The organism is Rehaibacterium terrae, assembly GCF_014202935.1.
Taxonomy (GTDB): Bacteria; Pseudomonadota; Gammaproteobacteria; order Xanthomonadales; family Xanthomonadaceae; genus Rehaibacterium; species Rehaibacterium terrae.
This window is the reverse complement of record NZ_JACHHX010000002.1, coordinates 83,291-98,352: the sequence shown is the minus strand read 5'-3', so window position 1 is coordinate 98,352 and position 15,062 is coordinate 83,291. Positions and strand designations below refer to the sequence as shown.

Genomic DNA, 15,062 nt, shown 5'->3' with positions numbered 1-15,062 from the left:
CCGGCCTGTCCGCGCCGCCCCGCCGACACGGCCTCCGGAGGCCGCTGACATGGGCGACGCCACCGACCTGCACGCCTGGCTGCAACGGCACGAGTCGAAATCGCTGCTGCGCTTGATCACCTGCGGCAGCGTCGACGACGGCAAGAGCACCCTGCTCGGCCGCCTGCTGCATGACACCGGCCAGCTGTTCGACGACCAGCTCGCCGCGCTGCTCAAGGACAGCCGCCGTCACGGCACCCAGGGCGACCAGATCGACTTCGCCCTGCTGCTCGACGGCCTGGAGGCCGAGCGCGAGCAGGGCATCACCATCGACGTCGCCTACCGCTACTTCACCACCGAGCGGCGCAAGTTCATCGTCGCCGACTGTCCCGGCCACGAGCAGTACACCCGCAACATGGCCACCGGCGCCTCCACCGCCGACCTCGCCGTGGTGCTGGTCGACGCCCGCAAGGGCCTGCTCACCCAGACCCGCCGGCACAGCTACATCGCCGCCCTGCTCGGCATCGGCCAGGTGCTGCTGGCGGTGAACAAGATGGACCTGGTCGGTCACGACCGCGCCGTGTTCGAACGCATCGCCGACGACTACCGCGCGCTCGCCGCGCAGCTCGGCATCGCCGCGGTGCAATGCATCCCGGTGTCGGCGCTGCGCGGCGAAAACCTCGTGACGCGCGCGGCGACGATGCCGTGGTATGCCGGCCCGACCCTGATCGAAGCGCTCGAGGCCGCGCCGATCCCCGAGCCGGCGGGCGACATCGGCTTCCGGCTGCCGGTGCAGTGGGTGAACCGGCCGGACCAGGACTTCCGCGGCTTCGCCGGCACCGTCGCCGCCGGCCGTGTCGCCCCCGGCGACGAGGTGGTGGTGCTGCCGTCCGGCCGCCGCTCGCGCGTGGCCCGCGTCATCGGCCCGGAGGGCGACCTGCCGCAAGCCGACGCCGGCCAGCCGGTCACGCTCACGCTCACCGACCAGATCGACGCCAGCCGCGGCGACGTGATCGCCAGCGCGTCACGCCCGCCCCAGGTGGCCGATGCCTTCGCCGCGCACCTGCTGTGGATGGACGACGCCCCACTGCTGCCCGGCCGCCCGTACTGGCTCAGGATCGGCACCCGCACCGCCGTGGCCCAGGTCACCGAGATCAAGCACCGCATCGACGTGAACACCCAGGAGCACATCGCCGCCAAGCGGCTCGCGCTCAACGAGGTCGGCGTGTGCAATCTGGCGCTCGACCAACCGCTGCCCTTCGAGGCCTACCGCGACAACCGCACGCTCGGCGGCTTCATCCTGATCGACCGCATCAGCCACGCCACCGTCGCCGCCGGCACGCTCGACTTCGCCCTGCGCCGCGCCGCCAACGTGCACTGGCAGCAGCTGGACGTGGACAAGGCCGCGCGTGCCGCGATCAAGGGCCAGGCGCCGCGCTGCCTGTGGTTCACCGGCCTGTCGGGCGCCGGCAAGTCCACCATCGCCAACCTGGTCGAGCGCCGCCTGCACGCGCTCGGCCACCACACCTACCTGCTCGACGGCGACAACGTTCGCCACGGGCTCAACAAGGACTTGGGCTTCAGCGACGAGGACCGAGTCGAGAACATCCGCCGCGTCGCCGAAGTGGCGAAGCTGATGGTCGATGCCGGCCTGATCGTGCTGGTGAGCTTCATCTCGCCCTTCCGCGCCGAGCGGCGCATGGCGCGCGAGCTGTTCGCGCCGGGCGAGTTCGTCGAGGTGTTCGTGGATGCGCCGTTGGAGGTGTGCGAACGGCGCGACCCCAAGGGCCTGTATGCCAAGGCGCGCGCCGGGCAGATCCCCAACTTCACCGGCATCGGCTCGCCCTACGAGCCGCCCGAACGGGCCGAACTGCACTTGGACACCACCCACGAGCCGCCCGAGGCCCTGGCGGCGCGGGTGGTGGCGCATATCGAGCCGCCGGGACAGCCCTTGCAGGAGCGGCCTGAGCCGCAACCGGAACGCAACGGCGAAGATTCAGCCACGGATCGGCGCGGATGAAGCGCGGATGGCGCCAATTCAAAGTCTTATCCGCGTCCATCCGCGCCGATCCGTGGCCTACGGCTGTGCAGGTCCCGGGCCTCGGGTCGCGGCGGAAGCCGCTCCACGCGCGGGCGAATCAGCGTGCGCCGAGCCGCGCCCGCAATGCCTGCGCGAAGCGGTCCGCCGCGCCGGGGGCGTGGGTGAAGAACAGCGACGGCTCGGTGAGTTCCAGCTCGAGCAGGCGCGGCCCGTCGGCGCTCGGCAACAGATCGACGCGCGCATAGGGCAGCGGCGCGCCCAGGCCGAGCAGGCGCGGCAGCAGCGCCACGATGCGGTCGGCGGCGGCGCGTTCGGCGGGATCGGGCTCGCGCGCGGCGATCCGCTCCGGCGCGAACAGGTGCGAGGTCGGCGCCTCGCCGCGAGTCAGCAGCGCCGCCTTGCGGATGGCGTGCGAGAAGATCCCATCGAAATAGAGCAACGCGGTCTCGCCGTGCTCGTCGACTTCGTGCAGGTAGGGCTGCGCCAGCACGCTGCGCCCGGCGGCGAGCAGCGCCCGCGCGTGTTCGACCGCCGCCGGGCGCTCGGCACGCACATAGCGCTGGGTGTCGCGTGAGCCGGCACTCACCGTCGGCTTGATCACGTACTCGTCCCAGTCCGGGAAGCCGGCCGGGTCGTCGCCCGGTTCGAGGAACACGCTCTCGACGACCGCCACCCCGGCGCAGGCCAGTTCGGCGAGATAGTGCTTGTCGGTGTTCCAGCGCACCACGTGCAGCGGATTGAGCAACTGCGTGGTCACGGCGACGCGCTCGCACCAGGCGAGGAATTCCGGCAGCCGCCGCGTGTAGTCCCAGGGTGAGCGCAGCACGGCGGCGTCGAAGCGCGCCCAGGACACGGTCGGGTCGTCCCAGGCCAGCGTCTCGCTGGCCACGCCCAGCCGCGCCAGCGCCTCGGCCAGCGGCGGGATGTCGTCGTCGGTGCCGTGGGCGGCGATGGCGGTGACCAGGGCGATGCGGGGCATGGGCGTTTGGCTCCCACAGAAGCGGCGTGAGCGGCGACCGGGTGCCGCGCGGGCCAGCCGGTCGCGGCTCACGCCGCGCCTACAGAAGATGAGGTGTCAGAGGTTCTGGTAGTTCGGTCCCGAACCGCCTTCCGGCGGCACCCAGGTGATGATCTCGTACGGGTCCTTGATGTCGCAGGTCTTGCAGTGCACGCAGTTGGCGGCATTGATCTGCAGGCGCTTGCCCGACGCGTCCTCGACGATCTCGTACACGCCTGCCGGGCAGAAGCGGGTGCAGGGATTGCCGTACTCCTCGACGCAACGGGTGACGCAGATCGAGGTGTCGGCCACCTTCAGGTGCACCGGCTGGTCCTCGTCGTGCTCGGTGGCGGCGAAGTACACCCCGGCCAGGCGATCGCGCGGCGGCAGCGTGCGCTCGACGTAGTCGCGCCTGGGCGGCCGGTACTGGCCGAGTTTGTGCAGGCTCGACCAGTCGGGATGGTTCTTGAGCGTCCACGGCGACAGGCCGGCGGTGGCGGTTTCCCAGGCGGCGTTGAGCAGGCCGAACCACAGGCCCTTCTTGAAGCCGGGCTTGACGTTGCGGACCCGGCGCAGCTCCTTCATCACCGCCGAGGCGCGCAGCTTCGCATCGAAGCCCTGGGGCGAGAGTCCGTCCGCCAGATGCTCGGCGGCGAGCATGCCCGAGCGCATCGCCTGGTGGGTGCCCTTGATCTTGGGCACGTTGAGCAGGCCGGCGGTGTCGCCGATCAGCAGCGCGCCGGGCATCTCCACCTTCGGCAGCGACTGCCAGCCGCCGGTGACGATGGCGCGCGCGCCGGCGCTGAGGATGCTGCCGCCCTCCAGCAGCGGCTTGATCATCGGGTGGTGCTTGAACTGCTGGAAGGCCTCGTAGGGCTGGTACAGCGGGTCGCTGTAGTCCAGCCCCGAGACGTAGCCGATGGCGACCCGGTCCTTGTCCAGGTGGTAGATGAAGCTGCCGCCGTAGGTCTTGCTGTCGGCCGGCCAGCCGAAGGTATGCACGATCCTGCCGGGGGTGACCCGACCTGCGGGCAGTTGCCACAGCTCCTTGATGCCGATCGAGTAGCCCTGCGGGTCGCAGTCCCTGTCGAGCGCGAAGCGCTGGACGAGCTGCTTGGTGAGGTGACCGCGCGCGCCCTCGGCCAACACGGTGACCTTGGCGCGGATGTCGATGCCCTGCGTGTAGCCGGGCTTGTGCGAGCCATCGCGGGCCACGCCCATGTCGCCGATGCGCACGCCGCCGACGCTGCCGTCCTCGTTGAAGTACGGCTCGGCCGCGGCGAAGCCGGGGTAGATCTCCACGCCCAGCGCCTCGGCCTGCGGCGCCAGCCAGGCGCACAGCGCGCCGAGGCTGACGATGAAATTGCCGTGGTTGTTCATCCCCGGCGGCACGATCGGGAATCGGATGCCACCGGTCTTGCTGAGCAGCCAGAACTCGTCCTGCCCGGCCGGCACGCAGATCGGCGGCGGATTCTCGCGCCAGCCCGGCAGCAGCTCGTCCAGCGGCTGCGGCTCGATCACCGCGCCGGAGAGGATGTGCGCGCCGATGGTCGAGGCCTTTTCGATGACGCAGACCGACAGCTCCGGCTTGAGCTGCTTGAGGCGGATGGCGAAGGCCAGGCCGGCGGGACCGGCGCCGACCGTCACCACGTCGTATTCCATGAACTCGCGCTCGGACATCGGCTCACTCCAGGGCTGCATTGCCGGGCAGCGACGGCGCCGGCGGATGGGGCGTGCTTTGGTGCCCCCGACGCCAGGCCGTGGGGAACACGTCACGAATCAAGCGTTTGGATTGTCGATGATCGGACCCGGACACGGCAAATCGACAGCGCTGCCACCATAATCGGCGCACCTGCCCGCCCCGGACCGCCCATGACCGCCAGCACCGCCGACGCCCTGCGCCACGCCCCGCTCACCCGCGTGCTGCGCGCGCTGGCGCTGGGCGAGACCAGCAGCGCGGCGCTCACCGCGGCCTGTCTGGACGCCATCGACGGCGAGAACCCGCAGCTGCGCGCCTGGACCCACGTCGATGCCGACGGCGCGCTGGCCGCCGCCCGTGCCTCCGACGCGCGCCGCGCGCAGGGCCAGCCGCTGGGCCGGCTCGACGGCGTGCCGCTGGCGGTCAAGGACAACCTCGACGTCGCCGGGCTGCCGACCGGCCTCGGCCTGCCCGGCCCGGCCCCGGTCGCCGCCGAGGACGCCCACGCGGTCGGCCGTCTGCGCGGCGCCGGCGCGGTGATCCTCGGCAAGACCGCGCTCGACGAGGCCGCCTTCGGCACCGTCGGGCGCAATCCGCACCACGGCGACGTGCGCAACCCGCGCTTCCCCGGCAAGGCCTGCGGCGGCTCCTCGGCCGGCGCGGCCGCCGCCGTCGCCGCCGGCCATGCCAGCGCCGCCATCGGCACCGACACGCTCGGCGCGATCCGCATCCCGGCCGCCTTCTGCGGCCTGGCCGGGCTGCGCCCGACCTTCGGCGAGATCAGCGGCCGCGGCATGGCGCCGGCGCTGCGCCGGCTCGACACCGTCGGCGTGCTCGCCCGCGCGGTCGAAGACATCGCGCCGCTGCTGCAGGTGCTGGCCGGCTACGACCCGGGCGACCCGCGCTCGCGCATGCGCCGCACCCCGTTCGCCCTGCCCGACTGGCAGCCGGGCAGCCTGCGCGTCGGCGTGGTGCGCGGCCTGGATGCGCTGGGCGTGACAGGTAGCGTCGTTGACGTCTTCGAACGCGCCGTGGCGCGCGCCGGCGCCGGACTGGGCGCGCTGCACGCCATCGACCTCGACCTCGCGCCGCTGGACATCGCCACCACCCGCCGCGCCGCGCTGCTGCTGATGGAGGCCGAGATCCTCGCCGCTCACGGCGACCGCCTCGCCGGCAGCTCGCCGCGCCTGCGCGGCCTGCTCGCCTTTGCCGAAGGCAAGCGCGCCGTCGACTACGTCGCCGCCGACCGCCGCCTCGACGTCCACGTGGTGCGGATGCGACAGCTCTTCGACCGCGTCGACGTGCTGCTGCTGCCGACCGTCTCCGCCCCGCCGCCGGACCTCGGCGCCGAGGAGCCGTCCAACCTCGCCGACCTCTCCGCCCTCGCCAGCCTGGCCGGCTGCCCGGCGCTGAGCCTGCCGCTCGGCGACGGCATCGGCCTGCAACTGGTCGGCGCACGCGGCAGCGACCTGCGCCTGCTCGAACTCGGCCAGATCCTCGCCTGCGTCATCGACGCGATGCAGTGATGCATCTCGGAGCGGCGTGAGCCTGCGGCAGACGACTGCATCGTTGCTACAATCGAGTGCAATCGCACGCATGAGCCTGCAAGCGCTGCCGCTGCCCGATGCCGAGCTGCTGTTCGATCCGGTCTGGCTGTGCGCCGCCGAGGCCGACGCGCTGTTCGCCGCCCTGCGCGAGGGCATCGCCTGGGAGCGCCACCGCATCCGCCTCTTCGGCCGCGAAGTGGACTCGCCGCGGCTGAGCTGCTGGATCGGCGATCCCGGCGCGGCCTACACCTACTCGCGCACCCGCTTCGCGCCGCATCCGTGGCCGCCCGCCCTCGCCGCCCTGCGCGGACGCGTGTCGGCGGCGGCGGGCGAATGCTTCGACAGCGTGCTCGCCAACCTGTACCGCGACGGTGCCGACGGCATGGGCTGGCACAGCGATGACGAGCCCGCGCTGGGCCCGGCACCGGTCATCGCCTCGCTGAGCCTGGGCGCCGCCCGCCGCTTCGTGCTGCGCCATCGCCGCGACCAGGCGCGGCAACTGGCGCTGGAGCTGCCGCACGGCAGCCTGCTGGTGATGCGCGGCGCGACGCAGCGCCACTACCGGCACGCCCTGCCGAAGACGGCGCGCCCGGTCGGTGCGCGCATCAACCTCACCTTCCGCCGCATCGTCCACCGCCCGATGCAGGAACGGCTGGCCGGTGGCAGCGGGTAAGCCGCGAAGCGGCCGAATCCAGTGTCTTTGGCTTTCAAAGGCTCGAAGTCGCCGGATCCCCGCTTTGGCGGGGATGACGGCACGTGTCCAGGCCTTGCTTGACCTTCGGCAGGCGACCAGGCCGTTTCTGCACGAGCGCGCCTCAGCGGCGGCGCATCACGCTCTGCGCGTTGGCCTCGCCGGTGACCAGGGTCCAGCCGACGATGTCCTGCGCGACCTGCCCCAGTGTCGGCTCGAACGCCGCCACGGCGGCGGGCGTGGCGGTGTCGGACAGCGGCGTCGCCGCGGCGAAGGTGCGCGAGGCCAGCACCTGGTTGCTGACCGCATCGAGCAGGCGCGCGCGGATCTCCACCCGCACCTGCGGCGCGCCGCCGTCGGCGGGATAGTCGGTCTCGAACCGGCGCAGGTCCAGGCTCAGCGAATAGTCGGCGCGCAGGCCGGTGCCGGGCCGGCCCACGGCGACGATCCGGCCGGAATCCTCGAAGCCGCGCAGGATCGCGTTCTGCACCAGGTTCGGCGCACTCTCCACCCACACCGCATCGCGGTACACCTGCAACTGGCCCGGTCGCGGGCGCACGGCGATGCGGTTGGAATCGAGCAGCTGGCTGGCGACCGGGCGGACCACCACCAGTTGCCAGGTCACCCGCGGCCAGGTCTCGTCGACGGCGATGCGCGGCTCGGCGGTGTAGATCTGCGCGCTGGTGCGCTTGGCCGGCAGCGGCGAACAGGCCGCGAGCGCGGCGGCGAGGGCGAGCGCCACGACGGCGCGCGGCAACGGCAGACGGGTCATCGCGGCGAGAACTCCTTGGGTTGGTCGCGGCCGAGCAGGAAGGCGGCCGGGTTGTCCTCCAGGCGCGCGCTGATGCGGGTCAGTTCGCGCAGCAGTTCGCGCAGCTCGGCCAACGCCGGGCCGACCTGGGCCAGCCCCTGGCTGCCGAAGCTGGCCAGCGATTCGTGGTTCTCGGCCAGGATGACGTCGGCGCGGCGGGTGAGCGAATCGACCTGCGTCATCGTCCGCCTGAGGTTGCCGAGCAGCTGCGGCAGCTCGTCGGTCAGGTTTTCGTCCAGCGCGGTGGCGAGGCGGTCGAAGCGCCGCAGGCTGCCTTCCAGACGCTCGGAGGCCTCACGCGCGGAGCGGATCAAGGCGCCGATGTCCTCGCGCTCGGCGGCGATGGTGGTGGTGACCGCATCGATGTTGGACAGGGTGGTGGCGATGCGCGCGGCGTTCTCGTCGCTGAGGATGTTGCGCAGCCGCACCAGCACCTCGCTGGCGGCGATGGCGATGTCCTCGGACGAGGCGAACAGCTTCTGCAGCGCCGACTCCTCGGCCACGATCACCGGCACCGGCTCGTCCTCGCGCGCGAGGAGCCGGGGGCTGCCGGGGCTGCCCCCGGAGAGCTGGATGAAGGCCACGCCGGTCAGACCGGTCAGAGCGAGGCGGGCGGTGGTATCGCGCAGCACGGGCGTGTCGGCGCCGACCCGGATACGGGCGATCACCCGGCCGGGGTCGTCCGGCGCCAGCGACAGATGGCGCACCGAGCCAACGGTGATGCCGTTGTACTGGACGATGCCGCCGACCGACAGGCCGGTGACGGCTTCGCGGAAGACCACGTCGTATTCCGCCCAGGAGCTTTCCGACGCGTACTTGGCGGCCCACAGCGCGAACAGCAGCAGGCCGGCCGAGACGGCGAGGGTGAAGGCGCCGATCAGGACGTGGTTGGCCTTGGTTTCCATGGTGACTCCGGGCGTGGGTCGGGCACAGGATACGGGATCGCAGCAGGATTCTGCCGCCCGTGGCCGGACCCGCCTGGCACCCTGCGCCGCAACGCAGCGATCGCGGCAACGCCGCGCCTGCAACGAATCCCGCCCCCGGCTCAGGCCCCGGCGGCAGCCCGTCCGCGCGGGCCGTGGAAGTAGTCCTGCACCCAGGGATGATCCACGCGGCCGACCTCGGACAGTGTGCCCACCGCCAGCGTGCGGCCGTCGCCGAGCACGGCCACGCGGTCGCAGATGGCGTACAGGGTGTCCAGGTCGTGGGTGATCAGGAACACGGTCAGCCCCAGCGACTGCTGCAGCATGCGCAGCAATTCATCGAAGGCGGCGGCGCTGATCGGGTCGAGGCCGGCGGTGGGCTCGTCCAGGAACAGCAGCTCCGGGTCCAGCGCCAGCGCGCGCGCCAGCGCGGCGCGCTTGCGCATGCCGCCGGACAGCTGCGCCGGGTATTTCGCGCCGCTGCCCTCGGGCAGGCCGGCGAGGCGGATCTTCACCCGCGCCAGGTCCTCGATCAGCTCGCGCGGCAGTTCGGGGTAGTGCTCCTTGAGCGGCACCTGCACGTTCTCCTCGACGGTGAGCGAGGAGAACAGCGCACCGTCCTGGAACAGCACGCCGGTGCGCGTCTCCAGGATGCGATGCGCACCCGCCTGGTCGCCGAGCACGTCCACGCCGAGCACGTGGATGCTGCCGGCCTGCGGCGGACGCAGCCGCAGGATGGTGCGCATCAGCACCGACTTGCCGGAGCCCGAGCCGCCGACGATGCCCATGATCTCGCCACGGCGCACGTCCAGGTCGAGCCCGTCGTGCACGGTCTGCGTGCCGAAACGGTTGACCAGGCCGCGGATGCGGATGGCGATGTCGTCGGTGGCCTCGCTCACCAGCCCATCTCCATGAAGAACACCGCGGCCACGGCATCGAGCAGGATCACCAGCGAGATGCTCTGCACCACGCTGGAGGTGGTGCGCTCGCCGACCGACTGCGCCGTGCCGCCGACCTTGAAGCCCTCCAGGCAGCCGATCAGCGCGATCACCGCCGCGAACACCGGCGCCTTGCTCAGGCCGGTGACGAGGTGGCGCAGCTGGATGGTCTCGTGCAGCCGCACCACGAACGCCTCCGGCGACATCCCCATCTCCAGCATGCAGATCACCAGGCCGCCGGCGATGCCGGCCAGCGCGGCCAGGAAGCTCAGCAGCGGCAGCATCACCAGCAGCGCCAGCAGGCGCGGGATCACCAGCAGCTCGATCGGGTCCAGGCCGAGGGTGCGGATTGCGTCGATCTCCTCGCGCGCCTTCATCGCGCCGATCTGCGCGGTGAAGGCGCTGGCGGTGCGGCCGGCGAGCAGGATCGCGGTCAGCAGCACGCCGAACTCGCGCAGGAAGGAGAACCCCACCAGCTCGACCACGAACACCTCCGCGCCGAAGTCGCGCAGCACGGTGATGCCGAGAAAGGCCACCACCGCGCCGATCATGAAGCTCAGCAGCGCGGTCAGCGGCACCGCATCCAGCCCGACCTGCTCCATGTGATGCACGGTGGCGGTCAGCCGCAGCCTGGCCGGGCGCAGCAGCACGCCGGCGAGCGTGGACAGGCTCAGGCCGAGGAAGCCGAGCAGCATCCGGCCCTGCGCCCACACCTCGTGCACGGCGTGACCGACCCGTTCGACCAGCGCCTTCACCCCGTAATCGCGCCGCAGCGGGTGCGGCTCGATGGCGAAGGCGCGGCCGACCGTCTGCGCCAGCGCGCGGTGCTCCTGGCGCCAGTCCAGCGTGGCGGGATCGAGGCCAAGCCGGTCGAGCAGGCGCAGGATCACCACCACCCCGGCCGAATCGAGCCGCTCGACGGCGGCGACATCGACCCGCTCGACGCGGCCGAAATCGCGCGACAGCTCGCGCTCCAGCGTCGCCGCCTCGGGCAGCGTCCACGCCCCGCGCAGGCGCAGGGTGCCGGGGACGGAGACATCGATGGGGGCGGCGGGGATGGCGCTCATGCTCCGGGCGTGGTGGCTGCGGCTGACGGCCTGCGTGGGCCGAGTGTACCGGCAGTGCCGCAGGCGCGGCGCGCGCGGATGCGCCGCCCCGCCCCGGCGGGTAAAATCCGGCGTTCCCCTTCCGCCGCCGGCCCCGCGCCGCGCGGCCCGTCGCACAGGAAACCTTGAAGACGATGAAGATCCTGGTCGGATACAAGCGGGTCGTGGACTACAACGTCCGCATCCAGGTCAAGCCGGACGGCTCCGGCGTGGTCACCGAGGGCGTCAAGCTCTCCGCCAACCCGTTCGACGAAATCGCCCTGGAAGAGGCCCTGCGCCTGCGCGAGAAGGGCGTGGCCAGCGAGGTGGTCGTGGTCACCCTCGGCCCAGCCGACTGCCAGGCGCATCTGCGCAACGGCCTGGCGATGGGCGCCAACCGCGCCATCCACGTCGTCACCGACGAGGCGGTGCAGCCGCTGGCCGCCGCCCGCGCCTTCCTCAAGCTGATCGAGAAGGAGCAGCCGGGCCTGGTCATCCTCGGCAAGCAGGCCATCGACGACGATGCCAACCAGACCGGCCAGATGCTGGCCACGCTGTGGGGCCGGCCGCAGGCCACCTTCGCCAGCCAGGTCGAGGTCGCCGACGGCAAGGCGCGCGTCACCCGCGAGGTGGATGCCGGCCTGGAGACGCTCGAGATCGAGCTGCCCGCCGTCATCACCACCGACCTGCGCCTGAACGAACCGCGCTTCATCAAGCTGCCGGACATCATGAAGGCCAAGTCCAAGCCGCTGGAGACCATCGCCTTCGCCGAGCTCGGCGTCGACCACGGCGGCGGCCTCCAGATCTTGGGCTACGCCCCGCCGCCCAAGCGCCAGAAGGGCGTGATGGTGAAGGACGTGGCCGAACTGGTGTCGGCGCTGAAGGCCAAGGGCCTGCTGTAAGCCCGGCCCTGTCTGTCGGAGCGGCGCAAGCCGCGACCCGGAACATCGCTGGTACGCCTGTCGCGGCTCACGCCGCTCCGACAGGGGAGCCTGCAACACGGAGAACGCTTCCATGAGCAACGTCCTGATCGTCGCCGAGCACCTCGACGGCAAACTCAACCCGGCCACCGCCAAGTGCGTCAGCGCCGCCGCCGCGCTCGCGCCCGCGGCCATCGACATCGTCGTGCTGGCCGCCGACCCGGCCGCCGTCGCCGCCGAGGCGGCCAGGCTCGACGGCGTGCGCAAGGTCATCGCCGTCGCCAACCCCGCCAACGCCCACCCCATCGCCCAGGTGCTGGCGCCGCAGGTGGCCAAGATCGCCGCCGGTTACAGCCACGTGTTCGGCCCCTCCACCACCTTCGGCAAGGACCTGATGCCCTGCGTGGCGGCGCGGCTGGGCGTGGCGCAGGTGTCGGACGTGATGGCGGTCGAGGGCACGCACACCTTCCGGCGGCCGATCTACGCCGGCAATGCCATCGTCACCGTGCAGGCGCCGGCCGACCGTACCGTGGTCGCCACCGTGCGCGTGGCCTCGTGGCCGGCTGCCGGCACCGGCGGCGACGCCGCCATCGAGAGCGCCAGCGTCGATGTCGCCCTGCCGACCCACACCCGTTTCGTCGAACTCCGGCAGGGCAAGAGCGACCGCCCGGACCTGCAGAGCGCATCGCGCGTGGTGTCCGGCGGCCGCGGCCTCGGCTCGAAGGAGAACTTCGACATCATCTTCCGGCTCGCCGACAAGCTCGGCGCGGCGGTCGGCGCCTCGCGCGCCGCGGTCGACGCCGGCTACGTGCCCAACGAGCTGCAGGTCGGCCAGACCGGCAAGATCATCGCCCCGGAACTGTACCTGGCCATCGGCATCTCCGGCGCGATCCAGCACCTGACCGGCATCAAGGACGCCGGCACCATCGTCGCCATCAACAAGGACCCCGAGGCGCCGATCTTCGAAGTCGCCGACATCGGCCTGGTCGGCGACCTGTTCAAGCTCGTGCCGGAGCTGGAGGCGGCGCTGGGCTGAGCCGCCGCGACGGCGCCTGCGCGGACGGCCGCCCCCCCGGGGCGGCCGTTTGTTTTTGCTGGCAGCGCGCGCCTGCCGGGAGGGCAGGCTTCAGGCGGCGCGCCTGAGCGGCACCCCGGTCTTCCCGCGCAGCTCGTCCTCGCTCACCCCCGGCGCCAGCTCCACCAGCGCCAGGCCGTCCGGCGTCACGTCCAGCACCGCCAGCTCGGTGATGATGCGGTTCACCACGCCCACGCCGGTCAGCGGCAGCGTGCACTCGGGCAGGATCTTGTGGCTGCCGTCCTTGGCGGTGTGCTCCATCAGCACCACCACCCGCTTGACGCCGGCCACCAGATCCATCGCCCCGCCCATGCCCTTGACCATCTTGCCGGGGATCATCCAGTTGGCGAGGTCGCCCCGGTCGGTGACCTGCATCGCGCCGAGGATGGCCAGGTCGATGTGGCCGCCGCGGATCATCGCGAAGCTGTCGTGGCTGCCGAAATAGCTCGCCCCCGGCCGGGCGGTGACGGTCTGCTTGCCGGCGTTGATCAGGTCCGGGTCCACCTCGTCCTCGGTCGGGAACGGGCCGATGCCGAGCAGGCCGTTCTCGCTCTGCAGCCACACGTCCATCCCCTCCGGGATGAAGTTGGCCACCAGCGTCGGCAGGCCGATGCCGAGATTGACGTACATGCCGTCGGTGAGTTCTTTCGCGGCGCGCTGCGCCATCTGCTCGCGGGTCCAGGCCATGGTCGTTGTTCCTGTCTTGGATTCGGTATTCGAAGTGCCCTGCCCCCTGCCGGGAAACTCCACACCGTCATCCCCGCGAAAGCGGGGATCCAGCGACTTCGGGGTGCCATCCGGACATTGAAGCCACTGGATTCCCGCTTTCGCGGGAATGACATCGCGTGAAGACGGCAAGGTCGCGGCGCATCGGCGTCGGATGAGGCTCAGCCCGTCCGCACGGTGCGCTGCTCGATGCGCTTCTCGGGGGTCGGGTTGACCACGATGCGGTCGACGTAGATGCCGGGCAGGTGCACGTGATCGGGGTCGATCTCGCCGATCTCCACCAGCTGCTCCACCTCGGCCACACAGACCTTGCCCGCCATGGCGCAGACCGGGTTGAAATTGCGCGCGGTCTTGCGGAACACCAGGTTGCCGGCCTTGTCGGCCTTCCACGCCTTCACCAGCGCCACGTCGGCGGTGAGCGCGGTCTCCAGCACGTACCAGTGCTCGCCGAACCGGCGCGTCTCCTTGCCCTCGGCCACCACCGTGCCGTAGCCGGTGCGGGTGAAGAAGGCCGGGATGCCGGCGCCGCCGGCGCGCAGGCGCTCGGCCAGGGTGCCCTGCGGGTTGAATTCCAGCTCCAGCTCGCCGGCCAGGAACTGCCGCTCGAATTCCTTGTTCTCGCCCACGTAGGACGAAATCATCTTTCTGATCTGCCGCGTGCTCAGCAGCATGCCGAGGCCGAAGCCGTCCACGCCGGCGTTGTTGGAAATCACCGTCAGCCCCGTGACGCCGCTGTCGCGCAGCGCCGCGATCAGGGCCTCGGGGATGCCGCACAGGCCGAAGCCGCCGACCGCCAGCGTCTGCCCGTCGCGGACGATGTCGCGCAGCGCCGCCTCGGCGCTGGCGTAGAGCTTGCGATCGGCGCCGTGCCGCGCGCCGGCCGGGGGGTTCGCGCTGTCCACCATGATCACGATCCGGTTGTGCAGGGAGCGGCAGAGTTTACCGCGCCGGCCTGCGCCCCGGCAGCGGACTTTAGGGCAATGGCGGCTGGGCAGAGCGGGCCGACGCGGCGCCACGGACTCGCCCGACCCGCCTGTGAATCGCCCGCCACGGCACGGTCGCGATGTCGTAACCGGCGAAAGCCAGCAGCAGCTGCAAACCGGAGAGCACGGACAGGGCCGCGATCATGATCGTCCCCACCGGCGTGCTGGTGCCCGCCTGCGCCGAGGCCCACCAGTGCCAGCCGCCGAAGCCGGCACCGAACGCCAGCAGTCCGGCGCCCGCCACCAATTCCAGACTGGCCACCGAAACGTCGCGCAGAAACGATCGCCATGCCGGCCTGCTTGGCCCACGCGACGAAGACCTCGCCCAGGAACTCCGGGCCGTTGTCCACGCGAAGCACCTGCGGCAGGGGCCGCTCCTGGCGGATGCGCTCGAAAATGCGCACCAGCCGCTGCGACGTGATCGATGTGTCGACCTCGATGTGGATGATCTCGCGGTTGAAATCGTCGGTGATGTTGAAGGTGCGGAATGGCCGACCACAGGCCAGCGCGTCGAGCATGAAATCGGCCGACCAGACGGTATCGGGATGTTCGGGCACGTACAGCGGCACGCGCTCGCGCTTCGGCAGGCGTCGCTTGGCGGCGCGGCGCAGATTGAGTTTCATGGCGCAGTACACGCGGTAGTCGGC

General features: G+C 71.5%; 12 protein-coding genes and 2 pseudogenes. 5 read left to right on the top strand and 9 right to left on the bottom strand.

Annotation, left to right across the window (positions count from 1 at the left end; genetic code table 11):
• Positions 1–49: 49 nt before the first annotated feature.
• Positions 50–1,912: pseudogene (cysN, locus tag HNQ58_RS01775) on the top strand (sulfate adenylyltransferase subunit CysN); the annotation flags it as partial.
• A 205-nt stretch (positions 1,913–2,117) separates the two neighbouring features.
• Here the strand turns inward: cysN and HNQ58_RS01770 are convergent.
• Both HNQ58_RS01770 and HNQ58_RS01765 read right to left on the bottom strand, forming a co-directional pair.
• Positions 2,118–2,999, bottom strand: coding sequence for an ATP-grasp domain-containing protein (locus HNQ58_RS01770; RefSeq protein ID WP_183947063.1), 882 nt, complete (start codon positions 2,997–2,999; stop codon positions 2,118–2,120).
• A 96-nt stretch (positions 3,000–3,095) separates the two neighbouring features.
• A complete protein-coding gene (locus HNQ58_RS01765) occupies positions 3,096–4,697 on the bottom strand; it encodes an electron transfer flavoprotein-ubiquinone oxidoreductase (RefSeq protein ID WP_183947062.1) in 1,602 nt (533 codons plus the stop codon).
• Positions 4,698–4,889: 192 nt separating this feature from the next.
• Here HNQ58_RS01765 and HNQ58_RS01760 point away from each other — a divergent pair, with 192 nt between their 5' ends.
• Positions 4,890–6,242: an amidase gene (locus HNQ58_RS01760; RefSeq protein WP_183947061.1), complete on the top strand. Its 1,353-nt coding sequence runs from the start codon at positions 4,890–4,892 to the stop codon at positions 6,240–6,242.
• A gap of 70 nt (positions 6,243–6,312) precedes the next feature.
• Positions 6,313–6,936, top strand: coding sequence for an alpha-ketoglutarate-dependent dioxygenase AlkB family protein (locus HNQ58_RS01755; RefSeq protein ID WP_183947060.1), 624 nt, complete (start codon positions 6,313–6,315; stop codon positions 6,934–6,936).
• Between the two features lie 142 nt (positions 6,937–7,078).
• On the opposite strand, the gene HNQ58_RS01750 is transcribed toward HNQ58_RS01755, so the two are convergent.
• From HNQ58_RS01750 to HNQ58_RS01735, 4 genes are all read right to left on the bottom strand, one after another.
• Positions 7,079–7,726 carry an ABC-type transport auxiliary lipoprotein family protein gene (locus tag HNQ58_RS01750; RefSeq protein WP_183947059.1) on the bottom strand — a complete coding sequence of 216 codons (648 nt, stop codon included), beginning with the start codon at positions 7,724–7,726 and terminating at the stop codon, positions 7,079–7,081.
• The gene (locus HNQ58_RS01745) at positions 7,723–8,670 is read right to left on the bottom strand and encodes an MlaD family protein (protein ID WP_183947058.1); all 948 of its coding nucleotides are present in this window, start codon (positions 8,668–8,670) and stop codon (positions 7,723–7,725) included. Before HNQ58_RS01745 ends, HNQ58_RS01750 begins: the two co-directional genes overlap by 4 nt.
• Positions 8,671–8,810: 140 nt before the next feature.
• Positions 8,811–9,590: an ABC transporter ATP-binding protein gene (locus HNQ58_RS01740; protein ID WP_183947210.1), complete on the bottom strand. Its 780-nt coding sequence runs from the start codon at positions 9,588–9,590 to the stop codon at positions 8,811–8,813.
• Positions 9,584–10,693 (bottom strand): MlaE family lipid ABC transporter permease subunit, encoded by a 1,110-nt coding sequence (locus tag HNQ58_RS01735; RefSeq protein WP_183947057.1) that lies wholly within the window; start codon positions 10,691–10,693, stop codon positions 9,584–9,586. The genes HNQ58_RS01740 and HNQ58_RS01735 overlap by 7 nt, the downstream gene beginning before the upstream one ends.
• A gap of 173 nt (positions 10,694–10,866) precedes the next feature.
• Between HNQ58_RS01735 and HNQ58_RS01730 the strand changes: the two genes are divergently transcribed.
• Positions 10,867–11,613, top strand: coding sequence for an electron transfer flavoprotein subunit beta/FixA family protein (locus HNQ58_RS01730; protein ID WP_183947056.1), 747 nt, complete (start codon positions 10,867–10,869; stop codon positions 11,611–11,613).
• A gap of 112 nt (positions 11,614–11,725) precedes the next feature.
• A complete protein-coding gene (locus tag HNQ58_RS01725; RefSeq protein WP_183947055.1) occupies positions 11,726–12,667 on the top strand; it encodes an electron transfer flavoprotein subunit alpha/FixB family protein in 942 nt (313 codons plus the stop codon).
• A gap of 90 nt (positions 12,668–12,757) precedes the next feature.
• Here the strand turns inward: HNQ58_RS01725 and HNQ58_RS01720 are convergent, their stop codons facing one another.
• The 3 genes and pseudogenes from HNQ58_RS01720 to HNQ58_RS13290 form a co-directional block, all read right to left on the bottom strand.
• Positions 12,758–13,393: a CoA transferase subunit B gene (locus HNQ58_RS01720; RefSeq protein ID WP_183947054.1), complete on the bottom strand. Its 636-nt coding sequence runs from the start codon at positions 13,391–13,393 to the stop codon at positions 12,758–12,760.
• 200 nt (positions 13,394–13,593) lie between these two features.
• Positions 13,594–14,337 (bottom strand): CoA transferase subunit A, encoded by a 744-nt coding sequence (locus tag HNQ58_RS01715; protein WP_183947053.1) that lies wholly within the window; start codon positions 14,335–14,337, stop codon positions 13,594–13,596.
• Between the two features lie 359 nt (positions 14,338–14,696).
• Positions 14,697–15,056: pseudogene (locus HNQ58_RS13290) on the bottom strand (DDE-type integrase/transposase/recombinase); the annotation flags it as partial.
• Positions 15,057–15,062: the final 6 nt, after the last annotated feature.

Coding starts and splice junctions, on each gene's coding strand:
- HNQ58_RS01770 (WP_183947063.1), bottom strand. CDS start 2,999: ATGCCCCGCATCGCCCTGGTCACCGCCATCGCCGCCCACGGCACCGAC.
- HNQ58_RS01765 (WP_183947062.1), bottom strand. CDS start 4,697: ATGTCCGAGCGCGAGTTCATGGAATACGACGTGGTGACGGTCGGCGCC.
- HNQ58_RS01760 (WP_183947061.1), top strand. CDS start 4,890: ATGACCGCCAGCACCGCCGACGCCCTGCGCCACGCCCCGCTCACCCGC.
- HNQ58_RS01755 (WP_183947060.1), top strand. CDS start 6,313: ATGAGCCTGCAAGCGCTGCCGCTGCCCGATGCCGAGCTGCTGTTCGAT.
- HNQ58_RS01750 (WP_183947059.1), bottom strand. CDS start 7,726: ATGACCCGTCTGCCGTTGCCGCGCGCCGTCGTGGCGCTCGCCCTCGCC.
- HNQ58_RS01745 (WP_183947058.1), bottom strand. CDS start 8,670: ATGGAAACCAAGGCCAACCACGTCCTGATCGGCGCCTTCACCCTCGCC.
- HNQ58_RS01735 (WP_183947057.1), bottom strand. CDS start 10,693: ATGAGCGCCATCCCCGCCGCCCCCATCGATGTCTCCGTCCCCGGCACC.
- HNQ58_RS01730 (WP_183947056.1), top strand. CDS start 10,867: ATGAAGATCCTGGTCGGATACAAGCGGGTCGTGGACTACAACGTCCGC.
- HNQ58_RS01725 (WP_183947055.1), top strand. CDS start 11,726: ATGAGCAACGTCCTGATCGTCGCCGAGCACCTCGACGGCAAACTCAAC.
- HNQ58_RS01720 (WP_183947054.1), bottom strand. CDS start 13,393: ATGGCCTGGACCCGCGAGCAGATGGCGCAGCGCGCCGCGAAAGAACTC.
- HNQ58_RS01715 (WP_183947053.1), bottom strand. CDS start 14,337: ATGGTGGACAGCGCGAACCCCCCGGCCGGCGCGCGGCACGGCGCCGAT.